At 72.5% G+C, this 14547-nt stretch carries 12 protein-coding genes and 2 riboswitches; of the genes, 9 read left to right on the top strand and 3 right to left on the bottom strand.

The window, feature by feature from the left end; genetic code table 11:
- Positions 1-55: 55 nt before the first annotated feature.
- Both HAV39_RS19395 and HAV39_RS19390 read left to right on the top strand, forming a co-directional pair.
- Entirely contained in the window at positions 56-2008 is a 1953-nt protein-coding gene (locus tag HAV39_RS19395) for a M14 family metallopeptidase (RefSeq protein ID WP_373311730.1), read from the top strand.
- Between the two features lie 75 nt (positions 2009-2083).
- Complete coding sequence (locus HAV39_RS19390) at positions 2084-3004, top strand: GNAT family N-acetyltransferase (RefSeq protein ID WP_191840612.1); 921 nt, start codon at positions 2084-2086, stop codon at positions 3002-3004.
- Positions 3005-3017: 13 nt separating this feature from the next.
- Here the strand turns inward: HAV39_RS19390 and cobN are convergent, their stop codons facing one another.
- Complete coding sequence (gene cobN, locus HAV39_RS19385; protein ID WP_191840730.1) at positions 3018-6659, bottom strand: cobaltochelatase subunit CobN; 3642 nt, start codon at positions 6657-6659, stop codon at positions 3018-3020.
- Positions 6660-6725: 66 nt separating this feature from the next.
- A riboswitch (cobalamin riboswitch) is annotated at positions 6726-6858 on the bottom strand.
- A 39-nt stretch (positions 6859-6897) separates the two neighbouring features.
- Here cobN and HAV39_RS19380 point away from each other — a divergent pair.
- The 5 genes from HAV39_RS19380 (at position 6898) to HAV39_RS19355 (ending at position 11907) form a co-directional block, all read left to right on the top strand.
- Positions 6898-7263 carry a DUF2784 domain-containing protein gene (locus HAV39_RS19380; RefSeq protein ID WP_191840611.1) on the top strand — a complete coding sequence of 122 codons (366 nt, stop codon included), beginning with the start codon at positions 6898-6900 and terminating at the stop codon, positions 7261-7263.
- Between the two features lie 158 nt (positions 7264-7421).
- Positions 7422-7551, top strand: a riboswitch (guanidine-I (ykkC/yxkD leader).
- Between the two features lie 52 nt (positions 7552-7603).
- Positions 7604-8782, top strand: a complete 1179-nt coding sequence (locus tag HAV39_RS19375) for an agmatinase family protein (protein ID WP_203736206.1) — start codon at positions 7604-7606, stop codon at positions 8780-8782.
- Between the two features lie 26 nt (positions 8783-8808).
- Positions 8809-9816 (top strand): ABC transporter substrate-binding protein, encoded by a 1008-nt coding sequence (locus tag HAV39_RS19370; protein ID WP_191840610.1) that lies wholly within the window; start codon positions 8809-8811, stop codon positions 9814-9816.
- A 200-nt stretch (positions 9817-10016) separates the two neighbouring features.
- Positions 10017-10994, top strand: coding sequence for an ABC transporter permease (locus HAV39_RS43285; protein ID WP_373311733.1), 978 nt, complete (start codon positions 10017-10019; stop codon positions 10992-10994).
- Between the two features lie 136 nt (positions 10995-11130).
- The gene (locus HAV39_RS19355; protein WP_191840609.1) at positions 11131-11907 is read left to right on the top strand and encodes an ABC transporter ATP-binding protein; all 777 of its coding nucleotides are present in this window, start codon (positions 11131-11133) and stop codon (positions 11905-11907) included.
- Positions 11908-11911: 4 nt separating this feature from the next.
- Here the strand turns inward: HAV39_RS19355 and HAV39_RS19350 are convergent, their stop codons facing one another.
- Positions 11912-12253 carry an HIT family protein gene (locus HAV39_RS19350; protein ID WP_191840608.1) on the bottom strand — a complete coding sequence of 114 codons (342 nt, stop codon included), beginning with the start codon at positions 12251-12253 and terminating at the stop codon, positions 11912-11914.
- A 186-nt stretch (positions 12254-12439) separates the two neighbouring features.
- Here HAV39_RS19350 and HAV39_RS19345 point away from each other — a divergent pair, with 186 nt between their 5' ends.
- Together HAV39_RS19345 and HAV39_RS19340 are read left to right on the top strand one after the other, a co-directional pair.
- Positions 12440-12913, top strand: a complete 474-nt coding sequence (locus HAV39_RS19345) for an NUDIX hydrolase (protein ID WP_191840607.1) — start codon at positions 12440-12442, stop codon at positions 12911-12913.
- 63 nt (positions 12914-12976) lie between these two features.
- Positions 12977-14326, top strand: coding sequence for an HNH endonuclease signature motif containing protein (locus tag HAV39_RS19340; RefSeq protein ID WP_191840606.1), 1350 nt, complete (start codon positions 12977-12979; stop codon positions 14324-14326).
- A gap of 18 nt (positions 14327-14344) precedes the next feature.
- On the opposite strand, the gene HAV39_RS19335 is transcribed toward HAV39_RS19340, so the two are convergent.
- Positions 14345-14527, bottom strand: a complete 183-nt coding sequence (locus HAV39_RS19335; protein WP_191840605.1) for a hypothetical protein — start codon at positions 14525-14527, stop codon at positions 14345-14347.
- Positions 14528-14547: the final 20 nt, after the last annotated feature.

Genomic DNA, 14547 nt, shown 5'->3' with positions numbered 1-14547 from the left:
GGCCGGGCCTTCCGCCAGAACTCGCGCCTCCACCTACCCCCTCGGAGGTAATCCCGTGCGCAGACTCGCGCTAGTCCTCACCGCGCTGGCCACCGGCGTGGCCCTGATCGTGCCCGGCCCGGCCGGCGGCGCGCCCGCCGACGACCTCACCCTCGCCGGATCCCAGCAGTACAAGGTCACCGGCCCGAGGACCTTCGACGACCGCAACGCGGTCGCCGGCACCGGAGCGGCGATCGACCTCATCGAGCACGGCATCATCTACATCACCGCGAACGCGGCCGAGGCCGACCGCATCCGCCGCCTCGGCTTCGGCCTGGAACTGCTGCCCCCGCCGTCGTCGCGGGTCACCGGACCGAACGCGGTGCCGCTGGACTTCCCGTCGGCCGACGGCGGCTACCACAACTACGCCGAGATGAACGCCGAGCTCAACCAGATCGTCGCGGACCATCCGACGCTGGTCCGCAAGAGCGTCATCGGCACCTCGTACGAGGGCCGCCAGATCGTCGCGCTGAAGATCTCCGACAACGTCGCCACCGACGAGGACGAGCCCGAGATCCTGTTCAACGCGCACCTGCACGCCCGCGAGCACCTCACCGTCGAGATGGCGCTCTACCTGGCCAACCTGTTCACCGACGCGTACACCACGGACAGCCGGGTGCGCGCGGTGGTCGACTCGCGCGAGATCTGGATCGTGCCGGACCTCAACCCCGACGGCGGCGAGTACGACATCGCCACCGGCTCCTACCGCTCCTGGCGCAAGAACCGGCAGCCCAACTCGGGCTCCTCGGCGATCGGCACCGACATCAACCGCAACTTCGGCTACAAGTGGGGCTGCTGCGGCGGCTCCTCGGGCAGCGCGTCGAGTGAGACCTACCGCGGCCCGTCGGCGTTCTCCACCCCCGAGGCGGCCGTGCTGCGCGACTTCGTGCTGTCCCGGCGGGTCGGCGGCGTGCAGCAGATCAAGGCGAACATCGACTTCCACACCTACGGCGAGCTGATCCTGTGGCCGTTCGGGTACACCACCGCCGACACCGTGAACCCGGGCATGACCACCGACGAGCGCAACACGTTCGCCAACATCGGCCAGCAGATGTCGGCGACCAACTCCTACACCGCCGAGCAGGGCAGCGACCTGTACGTCACCGACGGCGACATCACCGACTGGCTGTGGGGCGACCAGCGGGTGTGGACGTACACCTTCGAGATGTACCCCAAGTCGTCCAGCCCCGGCTTCTACCCGCCGGACGAGGTCATCGCGGCGCAGACCTCGCGCAACAAGACGGCCGTGCTGATCCTGTCCGAGTACGCCGACTGCCCGTTCCGGGCCATCGGCAAGCAGGCGCAGTACTGCACCGCGGCGAACGACTTCTCGATCGCGGCCGCGCCGGCCTTCGGCTCGGTCAACCCGGGCGGCTCGCTGACCTCCACCATCAGCACCGCCGTCACCAACGGCGTCGCGCAGACCCTGAACCTGACCGCGAGCGGCCTGCCGAGCGGGGCGACCGCGTCGTTCAGCCCGTCGTCGGTCACCGCGGGCGGCTCGTCGACGCTGACGATCAGCACCAGCGCGTCGACCCCGGCGGGCAGTTACGCGGTCACGGTCATCGGCACGGGCAGCGGGGCCACCCGGACGGTCACCTACTCGCTGACCGTGAACGGCGCGCCGGGCTGCACCGGCACCAACCCGACCGACGTGACCATCGTCGACGTGGCCACGGTCTACAGCGACATCACCATCGCGGGCTGCAACCGCAACGCGTCGTCGACGTCGACGGCCGAGGTGCACGTCGTGCACACCTACAAGGGTGACCTGGTGGTGTCGCTGCTGGCGCCGGACGGCACCGCGTACACGCTGCACAACCGGTCGGGCGGCAGCACCGACAACATCGACACCACCTACACCGTGAACCTGTCGAGCGAGGCGGCCAACGGCACCTGGCGGCTGCGGGTGCAGGACGCGGCCTCCGGTGACGTCGGCTACGTCAACAGCTGGACGCTGACCCTCTAGGAAGACCCCCGGTGGCGCCCGCAACGGCGCGGGCGCCACCGGTAAATCGCTTGCCCTCGCTGTTAGACAGGCAGGGTGACGAATGAACTCCACATCCGCGAGATGACCATCGAGGACGTGCCGGCGCAGGCGCACATCCGCTACGCGTCGTTCGGCTGGTTCATCTCCAGCGTGGCGCAGCAGGAGATGTGGTGGCGCACGACTCTCCCCAAGGCCCGCGTGCTGCGGCTGCTGGCCCTGCGCGACGGGCAGGCCGTGGGCAGCGCCGTCGGCGGTTTCAACGTCACCACCTCCGAGCCGGGCGCGAGCTACGTCCAGGTCGACGTGCATCCCGACCACCGCGGCCAGGGCGTCGGCAGCGCTCTCTGCCAGCGGATCGAGGAGCACCTGCGGGCCATCGGCGCCCGCCGGGTGCGCGCCTTCGCCACGGAGGACCCGGCTGACCAGCGCTGGGCCGAGGCGCGGGGCTACGCCCAGGGCGCGCACGACCGGTACGCCAAGCTGGACACCGCCGAGCTGCCGCCCCTGCCGCCGCTGCCGTCCGGCGTGACGACGGCCAGCCTCCGCGAGGCCGGCCCGCGGACGGTGTACGACCTGGACCAGGCCGCCTCGGTCGACGAGCCCGGCGACATGTCCTTCGACGGCATCCCGTACGACATCTGGCTGGCCCGCTACTGGAACAGCCCCGACCAGCAACTCGACATCGGCACCGTGGTGCTGGTCGACGGCGTGGCCGCCTGCGCCACGTTCCTGGAGGCCAACCTCGACCTCGGCAAGGGCATGTCCACGGGCACCTGCACGCTGCGCGAGTACCGCGGCCGGGGCCTGGCGAAGATCGCCAAGTCGGTCGCCCTGCGCAAGGCCGCGCAGGCCGGCATCCACACCGCGATCACCTGCAACGACTACACCAACGCGCCGATGATCGCGGTCAACGACTGGCTCGGTTACCAGCCCTTCGCCAGCGAGTACGCCTACCTCAAGCAGCTCGCCGACTGAGCGTGGCCGGGGGTCAGCCCTCCAGGCTGCCCTCCGCCTCCAGGTAGGCCTGGCGCAGCGCGTCCAAGGTGGCCGGGTCCGGCTCCGCCCACAGGCCGCGGTCGGCGGCCTCGATCAGGCGCTCGGTGATGCCGCGCAGCGCCCACGGGTTGGACCGCTCCATGAACTCGCGGACCTCGGGATCGAACACGTACGCCGCGGCCAGCTTCTCGTACATCCAGTCGTCCACGACCCCGGCCGTGGCGTCGTAGCCGAACAGGTAGTCCACGGTCGCGGCCAGCTCGAACGCGCCCTTGTAGCCGTGGCGTCTCATCGCGGCGATCCAGCGCGGGTTGACCACCCGGGCCCGGAACACGCGCTTGGTCTCCTCGCCCAGGGTGCGCGTCTTCACGCTGTCGGGCAGGTGCGAGTCACCGATCACCGCGGTCGGCGAAGCGCCGGTCAGCGAGCGCACCATCGCGATCATGCCGCCGTGGTACTGGAAGTAGTCGTCGGAGTCGACGATGTCGTGCTCGCGGGTGTCCACGTTCTTCGCGGCGACGCTGACCCGGCGGTAGACCCGTTCCAGGTCCGCGCGGGCCGCCCGGCCGTCCAGGTCGCGGCCGTAGGCGTAGCCGCCCCAGACCGCGTACACCTCGGCCAGGTCCCTGTCGTCGCGCCAGTTCCGGGCGTCGATGAGCGGGAGCAGGCCCGCCCCGTACGCCCCCGGCTTGGAGCCGAAGATGCGGGTGGTGGCCCGCCGCCGGTCGCCGTGCTCGGCCTCGTCGGCACGGGCATGCGCGCGCACGAAGTTGTCCTCGTCGGCCTCGTCGAGGTCGGCCACCGCCCGCACCGCGTCGTCGATCAGCGCCACCGCGTGCGGGAACGCGTCGCGGAAGAAGCCGGAGATGCGCACCGTCACGTCCACCCGCGGCCGGCCCAGCTCCGCCGGCGGCACCACCGCGAACCCGGTCACCCGCCGCGACGCGTCGTCCCAGGTCGGGCGGCAGCCCAGCAGCGCCAGCACCTCGGCGATGTCGTCGCCCTGGGTACGCATCGCCGACGTGCCCCACACGGTCAGCCCGACCGTGCGCGGCCACTCGCCGGTCTCCTGCCGGTGCCGGGCCAGCAGCGAGTCGGCCAGCGCCACACCCACGTCCCAGGCGTTGCGCGACGGGATCGCCTTCGGGTCGACGGAGTAGAAGTTGCGCCCTGTCGGCAGCACATTGACCAGGCCTCGCGTCGGCGAGCCGGACGGGCCGGCGGGCACGTAGCGCCCGTCCAGCGCCTTGAGCACCGCGGTCACCTCGTCCACGGTGGCGTCGAGCCGGGGCACCACCTCGGTCGCGGCGAAGCGCAGCACCGCCTCGACGGCGTCGTCCGGGCCGCCCAGCACCTCGGCGACCACCGCCGGGACCTTCGACGGCTCCCAGCCCAGCGTCTCGTTGCCGATCACCAGCCGCCGGGCCACGCCCTCGATCAGGTCGACGGCGTCCGCGCCGGTGCGGGCCGGGCCGTCGGCGATGTCGGTCAGGTCGGCGGGCACGGCCACCGCCGCGCCGGGCTCGGCCAGCAGCGCGGACTCGTCCAGGCCGTACCGGCGGCACAGCGCCGCCCGCAGGCCCGGCAGCGCCCCGCGCACGCCGCCCCACACCTGGTTCGCGCGCAGCACCGCGAGCACCAGGTTGATCCGCGCCTCGCCCTCGGGCGCGCCGCCGAGGATGTGCAGGCCGTCGCGGATCTGCGAGTCCTTGACCTCGCACAGGTAGCCGTCCACGTGCAGGATGAAGTCGTCGAAGTCGTCCGCGCCGGGCATGTCGGCCTGGTGCAGGTCGTGGTGCAGCTGGGCGGCCTGGATCAGGGTCCAGATCTGGGCGCGCACCGCGGGCAGCTTCGTCGGGTCGAGCGCCTGCACGGTCGCGTACTCGTCGAGCAGCTGCTCCAGTTTCGCCATCTCGCCGTACGTCTCCGCGCGGGCCATCGGCGGCACCAGGTGGTCCACGATCACCGCGTGCCCGCGCCGCTTGGCCTGGGTGCCCTCGCCCGGGTCGTTGACGATGAACGGGTACACCAGCGGCAGGTCCCCCAGCACCGCGTCCGGCGCGCACTCGCGGGACAGGCCCAGCCCCTTGCCCGGCAGCCACTCCAGGGTGCCGTGCTTGCCCAGATGCACCACCGCGTCCGCGCCGAACTCGGCGTCCAGCCACCGGTACGCGGCCAGGTAGTGGTGGCTCGGCGCGAGGTCCGGGTCGTGGTAGATGGCGACCGGGTTCTCCCCGAAGCCGCGCGGCGGCTGGATCATCAGCAGCACGTTGCCGAAGCGCAGCGCGGCCAGCACGATCTCGCCCCGGTCCACGTACAGCTCGCCCGGCGGCTCGCCCCACGCCGCCACGATGCCGTCGCGCAGGCTCGCGGGCAGCGCGTCCAGCCAGCGGGTGTGCGCGCGCAGCGGCACCCGCGCCGGGGCAGCCGCGAGCTGTTCCTCGGTCAGCCACTCCACGTCGTGCCCACCCGCCGCGATCAGCGTATGGATCAGCGCGTCGCCGTCCTCCGGGAAGCCCTCACCCAGGTCGTAGCCCGCCTCGCGCAGCGCCCGCAGCAGCACCACGGCGCTGGCGGGGGTGTCCAGGCCGACCGCGTTGCCGACCCGCGAGTGCCGGGTCGGGTAGCTGGACAGCACGATCGCGAGCCGCTTGTGCTCGTTGGGGACGTGCCGCAGCCGGGCCTGCCGCACCGCGATGCCCGCGACCCGGGCCGCCCGCTCCGGGTCGGCCGCGTAGACCGGGATGCCGTCCGGGCCCGGCTCCTTGAACGAGAACGGCACCGTGATCAGGCGGCCGTCGAACTCCGGGATGGCCACCTGCATCGCCGCGTCCATCGGGCTCAGCGCCGCGTCCGAGTCCTGCCAGACCGCCCGGGACGAGGTCAGGCACAGCGCCTGCAGCACCGGCACGTCCAGCTCGGCCAGCGCCGCCACCGACCAGGCCTCGTCGTCCCCGCCGCCGCTCGCGTCCGCCGCGACGGTGCCGCCCGCTGCCAGCACCGTGACGATCAGCGCGTCGCAGCCGCGCAGCAGGTCCCGCAGCCCGTCCGGCACCCCGCGCAGCGAGCCGCAGTACACCGGCAGCGGGTTCGCGCCCGCGTCGTGCAGCGCCCCGGCCAGGGTGTCCACGAACGCGGTGTTGCCCGCCAGCTCGTGCGCCCGGTAGTAGACGACCCCGACGGTCGGCCGTCCGGCCTCGTGCGCCGGGCCGGGGCGTACGCCGTACTCGGGCGCGGTGCGCGGCGCGTCGAAGCCCTCGCCGGTCATCAGCAGCGTGTCCGACAGGAACCGGTGCAGCTCGCGCAGGTTGTCCGCGCCGCCCTCGACCAGGTAACCCAGCGCCTCGCCGGCCACCCCGGCGGGCACCGTCGACTCGGCCTGCAGCGCGGCATCGGGCACCGCCTCCCCGCCCAGCACCACCACCGGCAGGCCCGCGGCGAGCACCGCGTCGAGCCCCTCCGGCCAGGTGCGCCGGCCACCGAGCAGGCGCACCACCCCGAAGGCGACGTCTCGCAGCAGCTCGGGGACGTCGCCGGCGTCTAGGCGGGCGGGATTGGCGATACGCCAGGGCGCGCCCGACGCCCGGGCGGCGAGCAGCTCGGTGTCCGCAGTGGACAGCAGCAGACCTTGCACAGCCGTCATGGCCGCGTACCTCCTGTCGGGGTCCGCGCCCCGGTAGCAGAGTCGATGCGGCGGCCGGAGTCTCCTGACTCCCGGATCTACGCCCGGCCCCGGGCCTTCCCTTGCGGTGGCCTCGGATCTCTCCGATGGGGTGGGGACGGGCTCCCCGGTCACAGTGGCGGGACCGTCTCGGATCTTCCCCGAGTTCCTCCCTGCCGCCGACTGCGATCCTAGCGGCAGATAATGGAGCATGGCCTATCAGTGGCTCGCCGCCGCCACCATGGTGGTGCACTTCGCGTTCCTCGCGTACGTCGTCGCGGGTGGTTTCCTCGCCTGGTGGCGGCCGTGGCTGATCTGGCCGCACGTGGTCGCCGTCGGCTGGGGTTTCGCCACGGTCGCCCTCGGCCTCGACTGCCCCCTGACGTACGTCGAGGACTGGGCCCGCCGCAAGGCCGGCGAGCAGGGCCTGAGCCGCGGGTTCATCGACACCTACCTGACCGGCGTGGTCTACCCCGAGCGGTACACCGTGCTGTTGCAGGTCCTGGCGGGTCTGGTCGTGCTGACCTCGTGGGCCGGCTTCCTGCTTCGCCGCAGGGCGACCCGCGACCGCGCCTGAGGCCCCGGCGTGGCGGCCATGGGGCGGCGGGTCACGGGCCGGCCGCTCGGGGTGGCGGTCACGAGATGGCGGTCACGAGGTGGCGGTCACGAGGTGGCAACAGCGGCGATATCGACAGGAAACCATTCGCCGATGTAATCCACGGTGACTCACCGAAGGTGAGGCGCGCCTAGGGTTCCGCCGCTCCGGCCCTGTCGTTTCGGGTCCCCGGACGGGCCTGGTCCGAGAGGCGCAGGCGGCCCGCGTTGCGGCGTGGCCGTTCCACGGCGGGACAAAAGCCCGGGAGACAGCCGAACACCTGGCTGTTTCACGGCCAGGCTCCTCGTTTCGGAGGTGCCCCATGGGCTTCGCCCACCACCATCACCACCACCGCCATGGCTCGCCGGAGGACAGCGCGCTGCGCGAGCAGCACGGCCTGCACGAGCACTACGGCCCCGAGGCGGCGTACGCCGTCGCGCGCGAGGCCGAGCTGCCGACCACGAAGTGGGAGGAGGAGATCGCCCGCGGGCTGGAGTACGGCCTGCCCGGCGCGGACTCCATCGTCGACAAGCGCATCCCGACGTTCTCCCGCGGCGAGCTGCCGCACTTCGCCGGGATCAACACCTTCCTCAAGGCCCCCTACCTGGAGGACGTGCGCCGGTGCGGCGAGTACGACGTCGCCGTGCTGGGGGCGCCGTTCGACGGCGGCACGACCTACCGCCCCGGCACCCGGTTCGGCCCGCAGGGCATCCGGCGCATCTCCGCGCTGTACGGCCCGTACAGCTTCGAACTGGGCGTGGACCTGCGGGAGTCGATCACGATCGCGGACCTGGGTGACGTGTTCACCATCCCCGCCAACATCGAGAAGACGTTCGACCAGATCTCCAAGGCCGTCGGCCACGTGTACGCCTCGGGCGCGTTCCCGGTCGTGCTCGGCGGCGACCACTCCATCGGCTACCCCACCGTGCGCGGCGTCGCCGAGCACCTGCAGGGCAACCTCGGCATCATCCACTTCGACCGCCACGTCGACACCCAGGAGACCGACCTCGACGAGCGGATGCACACCACCCCTTGGTTCCACGCCACGGACATCCCCAACGTGCCCCCGAAGAACCTGGTGCAGATCGGCATCGGCGGCTGGCAGGCCCCGCGGCCCGGCGTCCAGGTCGGGCGGGAGCGCGGCACCACGATCATGACGGTCACCGACTGCGTCGAGATGGGCATCGAGGCCGCCGCCGAACGCGCCCTGGAGGTCGCCTGGGACGGGGCCGAGGCGGTGTGGCTGTCCTTCGACGTGGACTGCCTGGACGCCGCGTTCGTGCCCGGCACCGGCTGGCCCGAGCCGGGCGGCTTCCTGCCCCGCGAGGTGCTCAAGTTCATCCAGCTCATCGCCGAGCGGCCGCTGGCGGGCATCGAGATCGTGGAGTGCTCGCCGCCGTACGACAACGCCGACATCACGTCGCTCATCGCGACCCGCGTCATCTGCGACACGCTCGGCTGCCTGGTGCGCGCCGGCCACCTGCCCCGCCGCAACTCCTGACCTCTCGACTGATCCAGGAGACATACATGAACCGACGTTTCCGCCACCGCCTCGCGGCCGTCACCGCCGTCGCCGCGCTGGTCCTGCCCGCCACCGCGTGCGGCGCGGACGAGCCCGCCCCGGGCGCGCCCGCCACCGTCGTGCTCGGCTTCAGCGCCTGGCCCGGCTGGTTCCCCTGGCAGGTCGCGCAGGAGCAGGGCCTGTTCGCCAAGAACGGCGTCACCGTCGAGCTGAAGTACTTCGACAGCTACACCGACAGCCTCACCGCGCTGGCCACCGGCAACCTCAGCGCCAACAGCCAGACGCTGGGCGACACGCTGACCTCGGTCAGCGGCGGCGCGCAGCAGACCATCGTGCTGGTCAACGACAACTCCACCGGCAACGACCAGATCATCGCCAAGCCCGGCATCAACACCGTCGCCGATCTCAAGGGCAAGCGGGTCGCCGTCGAGCAGGGCACCGTCGACCACTACCTGCTGCTGCTGGCGCTGAAGACGGCCGGGCTGACCGAGGCCGACATCGCGCTCAAGCCGATGCTGACCGACGCCGGCGCGGCGGCGTTCACCACCGGTGAGGTCGACGCGGTGGGCGCGTTCGCCCCGTTCACCACCACCGCGCTCGGCCTGGCCGGCAGCAAGGCCATCGCCACCAGCGCCGACTTCCCCGGCGCGATCCCCGACCACCTGGTCTTCACGGCCGCGTTCGTCAAGGACCACCCGACCGAGGTGCAGGCCGTGGTCAAGACCTGGTTCGACACCCTGGCCTGGATCAAGGCCAACCCGGACGCCGCGATCGACATCATGGCGAAGAAGGCCGGGGTCAGCGCCGCCGACTACAAGTCGTACGACGCCGGCACGACGATCTTCACCCGGGAGCAGAACCTGGCCGCGTTCACGCCCGGCTCGACCCCCGCCAACCTCGACTTCCAGGCGAAGTCGATCGCCGAGTTCATGGTCTCGGCGAAGCTCGTCGACTCCGCGCCGCCGCTGGACGGCCTGCTCGAACCCAAGTTCGTCCAGGCGGTGTCGCCATGAGCCTGCTCACCGAAGGCGGGCCGGAGCCGGCCGGCAGCGCAGGGCAGGCGGACACGGCAGATGTGCCGGTGGCCCACGGTGCCACTGGCCGTCCTGCGGCGGACAACTCCTTGACGCCCGCCTCAGTGCCCGGCTCCTCAGTGCCCGGCTCCGCGGCACCCGGCTCCGCGGCACCCGGCTCCGCGGCACCCGGCTCCGCGGTGCCCGGCTCCTCGGTGCCCGGCGTCCTCGTCGCCGGCGACGCCGTGTCGCCGGAGCGCGGCCCGGCCGTGGCACCCGAAGACCTGACCGGCAGCTCCGGACCGGCCGACGGCGCGGTCGGTCCGGAGCACGCCGGTCCGGGAGCCGGGGCGGCGGCGTTCGCGCCGCTGCCCCGGCGGCAGCCGCCGCGCCGCGTGCCGCGGGTCTTCGCGATCCGCGCCCCGATCCCCCGGCCGTCCCGGCTGGCGCTGACCGCGCTCTCGGTGCTCGTGCCACTCGCCTTGTGGCAGGTGCTCAGCGTGGCCATCGACGGCCGTCCCGACTACCTGCCGTCCCCCGCGCAGGCCTGGGCGGCCGGGCTCGATCTGGCCCGCGACGGGCTGCTGCTCGGCGACACCCTCGCCAGCATCCGGCGGGTGCTGCTCGGCTTCGGGCTGGCCGTGGCGGTCTCGGTGCCGCTCGGCATCGCGATGGGTGCGTTCCAGGCCGGGCGGGCCACCTTCGAGCCCGTCATCGGCCTGCTGCGCTACCTGCCGGCGAGCGCGTTCATCCCGCTGCTGGCCCTGTGGCTGGGCATCGACGAGATGTCGAAGGTGGCGCTGCTGTTCCTCGGCACCGTCTTCTTCAACACCCTGATGACCGCCGACGCGGTACGCCGGACACCCGACGCGCTCGTGGATGTGTCGTACACCCTCGGCGCGCGCCGCGGGGAGGTGCTGCGCAAGGTCGTCATCCCGCACTCACTGCCCGGCATCCTCGACGCGATCCGGGTCAACGCGGCCGCGGCCTGGAACTTCGTGGTCGTCGCCGAGCTGTTCGCGGCCGAGGAGGGCCTCGGCTACCGCATCGTGCGGTCGCAGCGCTTCAACCAGATCGACCGCATCTTCGCGGTCCTCGTGGTCATCGCGCTGATCGGCCTCACCATCGACATCGCGCTGCGCCTGCTGCGCGACCGGGTCGGCAGGTGGACCTCATGACCCGAGCACCGCGACGACCGCGCGCACGCCTGCAGGCGGCGGTGACCGGAGCAACCCGACGACCGCGCGCGCACCTGCATGCGGCCACGACCAGAACGCCGCGGCAGCCGCCCGGCCGGATCGAAAGGCTGCCCTGATGACCGGAACGCTGCGCCTTCGGGCCGTCGGCAAGGACTTCGCCCGCGGCCGGGAGCAGGTGCGCGCACTGGAGGACATCGACCTGGAGGTCGCCCGGGGCTCGTTCGTGTGCGTGGTCGGCGCGTCCGGCTCCGGCAAGTCGACCCTGCTCTCCCTGATCGCGGGCCTGTCCCGGCCCACCACGGGCGAGGTGCTGCTCGACGGGATACCCGTCACCGGGCCCGGACCCGACCGCGGCCTGGTCTTCCAGACCGGCGCCGTGTACCCCTGGCGCACCGTGGCCCGCAACGTCGCGTTCGGACTGGAACTGCTCCCCCTCAGCCGCGGCGAGCGGGCGGCCCGCGTCGACCACTACCTCGCCGCGACCGGCCTGACCAAGTTGCGCCACGCGCTGCCCCGGCAGCTGTCCGGCGGCCAGCGCCAGCGTGTCGCCATCGCCCGCGCGCTGGCCTGCGAACCCGAGGTGCTGCTGCTCGACGAGCCGTTCGGCGCGCTCGACGTGCAGACCAAGGAGGACATGCAGCTGTTCATCCGCCGCCTGTGGCAGGAGTGCGGCACCACCGTCATCATGGTCACCCACGATGTGGAGGAGGCCGTCTTCCTCGGCGAACGCGTCATCACCCTGGCCAGCAACCCCGGCCGCGTCGCCGCCGACGTGACCGTGCCGCTGCCCGGCGAGCGCGACCTCACCGTCAAGCGCGACGCCGCCTTCCTGGGCGTACGCGCGCAGATCGAGGACCTGGTCCGGCTCTACCACCACGACCAGGCCGGCTGACCGGTCAGCCGGTCTGCGGTCGCAGCGCCTCACCGCTGTTCACGTGGAAGTGCAGGTGTCTGGAGTCCTGGTACCGCCCGAGGTTGGTGAGCACCCGGCAGGCTCCGTGCTCGCGGCTGACGTCGGCGGCGACCTGCCGCACCACCGCCAGCACCGCGTGCAGCACCGGCTCGCCGGCGTCGCCGAGATCGACGAGGGAAGGCACGTGCCGCTTCGGCACGACCACGATGTGCACCGGCCAGTACGGGCGGGTGTGGTGGAACGCCAGCACCTCGTCGGTCTCGGCGACCACCCGCACCGGCGTGCGCCCGCTGAGCGCCTCGTCGCAGTAGAAGTCGTCGGTCATCGGCCCACCCCCGTCAGCACGGCTCCCCCGCCCTGTCGTCCGGCCTGCGACCCAGGGCACACGAGCAGCCACGCTAGCAGCGCTGCCGCGGCTCGCGGGCCGGCCCCGATGCGCACGGGCGCGCGGGCGCACGGGCGCGCGAGCGCCGGGCACATAGCGTCGACCGGACCGCCATAGAGTGCGTGGATGATCGAACAGCTCACCCCCGGCGGGCGGCCCGCGTTCGTCGTCAACGTCGAGGTCCACCTGCATCGCGACGGCCGCTGGCTGCTCATCAAGCGCAGCGAGCAGGAGGCCCACGCCGCAGGCCTGCTGTCCGGCGTGGGCGGCAAGGTGGACCTGCCGGCCGGGCCCGTCGTGCCCGACGTCCTGGAGCAGACCGCACGGCGCGAAGTGGCCGAGGAGATCAACGTCGACCTCACCGGCGTCCCGCTGACATACGTGGAGAGCAGCCTGTTCACCGCCGACGACGGCGACCTGGTGGTCAACGTCGTCTTCGCCGCCGCGCTCCCGGCCGACGCCGAGCCCTTCCCCGCAGCACCAGACGAGGTCGCCGACATCGTCCACCTGACCTTCGCCGAGGCCGACGCCGACCCGAACCTGCCGCCCTGGATCCGGCGCAGCCTGACCCTGGCCGTGGCCGCCACGACCGGCCCGTGACGACACATTATTGATCGATCATCTTCACCGCGGATTGTCGTACACGGGTTCTAAAATGGAGTCATGCGGGAAGCGCTGGTGCAGGCAGAGCGGACAGTCGCCGCCTGCACCGACGCACCCGTGTGGCCGCTGGCCGACGCTGAGCTGATCACCGCACTCGATGCCGCGCACCGCTTGCGGGAACGCCTGGCCGGCGTGGAGCTGTCCCTGGTCCGCGAACTCGACGCCCGTGCCGTCCCGACCGCCCACGGCGCGTCCAGCACAGCGGTCTGGCTGCGCGAGCACTGGCGCATCGGCATACGCACCGCCAAGCAGACCGTCGAGCTCGCCCGGTCACTCGACCGCCTGCCCGCGACGGCCGAGGCCCTCGCCGCCGGAACCGTCAACACCGAGCAGGCCGCCGTCATCGCCCAGGCGCTCGCCGAACTTCCCGCCCTGGCAGGACTGGAGACCGCGGCGAAGGCCGAGGCCGCCCTGATCGGATTCGCCGCCCAGTTCGAGCCGTCCGTCCTGCGCCGCTTCGGGGAGCGCGTCCTCACCCACGTCGCCCCTGACCTGGCCGAAGAGCACGAGCGCCAGGCACTGGCCGAGCACGAGGAACGCGCGCACGCGGCGCGCACCCTCACCCTGACGCCCGACCGCAGCGGGCGCGTGCGGCTGGCCGGCTGGCTCGACACCGAAGCCGCCGCCGTCGTCACCGCCGCCCTCGACCCGCTCGCCCGCCCCGGGGCCCTCGACCCCGCCCGTCCTTACGTCCGCACCGGTGACGGCATCGCGGAAGACACCGGAACCGATGACGGGTCACGCACTGCCGGGCACTTCGCGCCCGAAAAGACCCATGACACGCGCACCGCGGGTCAACGGCGTGCCGACGCCCTCACCGAGATCTGCCGCCGCGTTCCAGCCTCGGGCGAACTGCCCGACAACGGCGGCGACCGCCCTCAACTCATCGTCACCGTCGACTACGACGACCTCGCCCGACGCACCGGCGCGGGACTGCTCGACAACGGTTCGACGCTCACCCCCGGCACCGTCCGCCGCGTCGCATGCGATGCCCAGGTCATCCCTGCCGTTCTCGGTGGCGACGGACAGCTGCTCGACCTCGGCCGAACCCGCCGTCTCTACACCGGGGCCCTGCGCCGGGCGCTCGTCCTCCGCGACCGAGGCTGCGCGTTCCCTGGCTGCGACCGCCCACCGCGCTGGTGCCAGGGGCACCACATCCGCCACTGGGCGGGCGGCGGCCCCACCGACCTCGACAACGCCGTCCTGCTCTGCGGACACCACCATCGCGTCATCCACCACGACGACTGGCACGTCCGGCTCGGCCACGACCGACGACCGGAGTTCATCCCGCCCGGCTACGTGGACGTCGCTCGGCATCCCCGCCGCAACACCTTCCATCTGCGGCCCTAGGCCGCGCCCGATCGGTGATCACACCGGGCCGAGCAGGTCTTCGCTCGGCGAAAGCTGCGCGCCCTGCGGCGCTCCGCCAGGCCGACCGGCCCGGTCCGCGACGACCAGCTCGGTGCAGGAGCGCTCGCATCGTGCCTCCTCCCAGCGCGGACACCAGCCCGTCACCGACCGCGCCGCCGCCAGCCGTCGCCACCTCGGCACCACCGCGGCACCCGGCGAAC

It is taken from the genome of Catellatospora chokoriensis, from assembly GCF_011297315.1.
Lineage (GTDB): Bacteria > Actinomycetota > Actinomycetes > Mycobacteriales > Micromonosporaceae > Catellatospora > Catellatospora citrea.
Note: the sequence above shows the minus strand (reverse complement) of the source record. Positions and strands in the feature narration are given on the sequence as shown.

Coding starts and splice junctions, on each gene's coding strand:
- HAV39_RS19380 (WP_191840611.1), top strand. CDS start 6,898: ATGGCCTATCAGTGGCTCGCCGCCGCCACCATGGTGGTGCACTTCGCG.
- HAV39_RS19375 (WP_203736206.1), top strand. CDS start 7,604: ATGGGCTTCGCCCACCACCATCACCACCACCGCCATGGCTCGCCGGAG.
- HAV39_RS19370 (WP_191840610.1), top strand. CDS start 8,809: ATGAACCGACGTTTCCGCCACCGCCTCGCGGCCGTCACCGCCGTCGCC.
- HAV39_RS19355 (WP_191840609.1), top strand. CDS start 11,131: ATGACCGGAACGCTGCGCCTTCGGGCCGTCGGCAAGGACTTCGCCCGC.
- HAV39_RS19350 (WP_191840608.1), bottom strand. CDS start 12,253: ATGACCGACGACTTCTACTGCGACGAGGCGCTCAGCGGGCGCACGCCG.
- HAV39_RS19345 (WP_191840607.1), top strand. CDS start 12,440: ATGATCGAACAGCTCACCCCCGGCGGGCGGCCCGCGTTCGTCGTCAAC.
- HAV39_RS19340 (WP_191840606.1), top strand. CDS start 12,977: ATGCGGGAAGCGCTGGTGCAGGCAGAGCGGACAGTCGCCGCCTGCACC.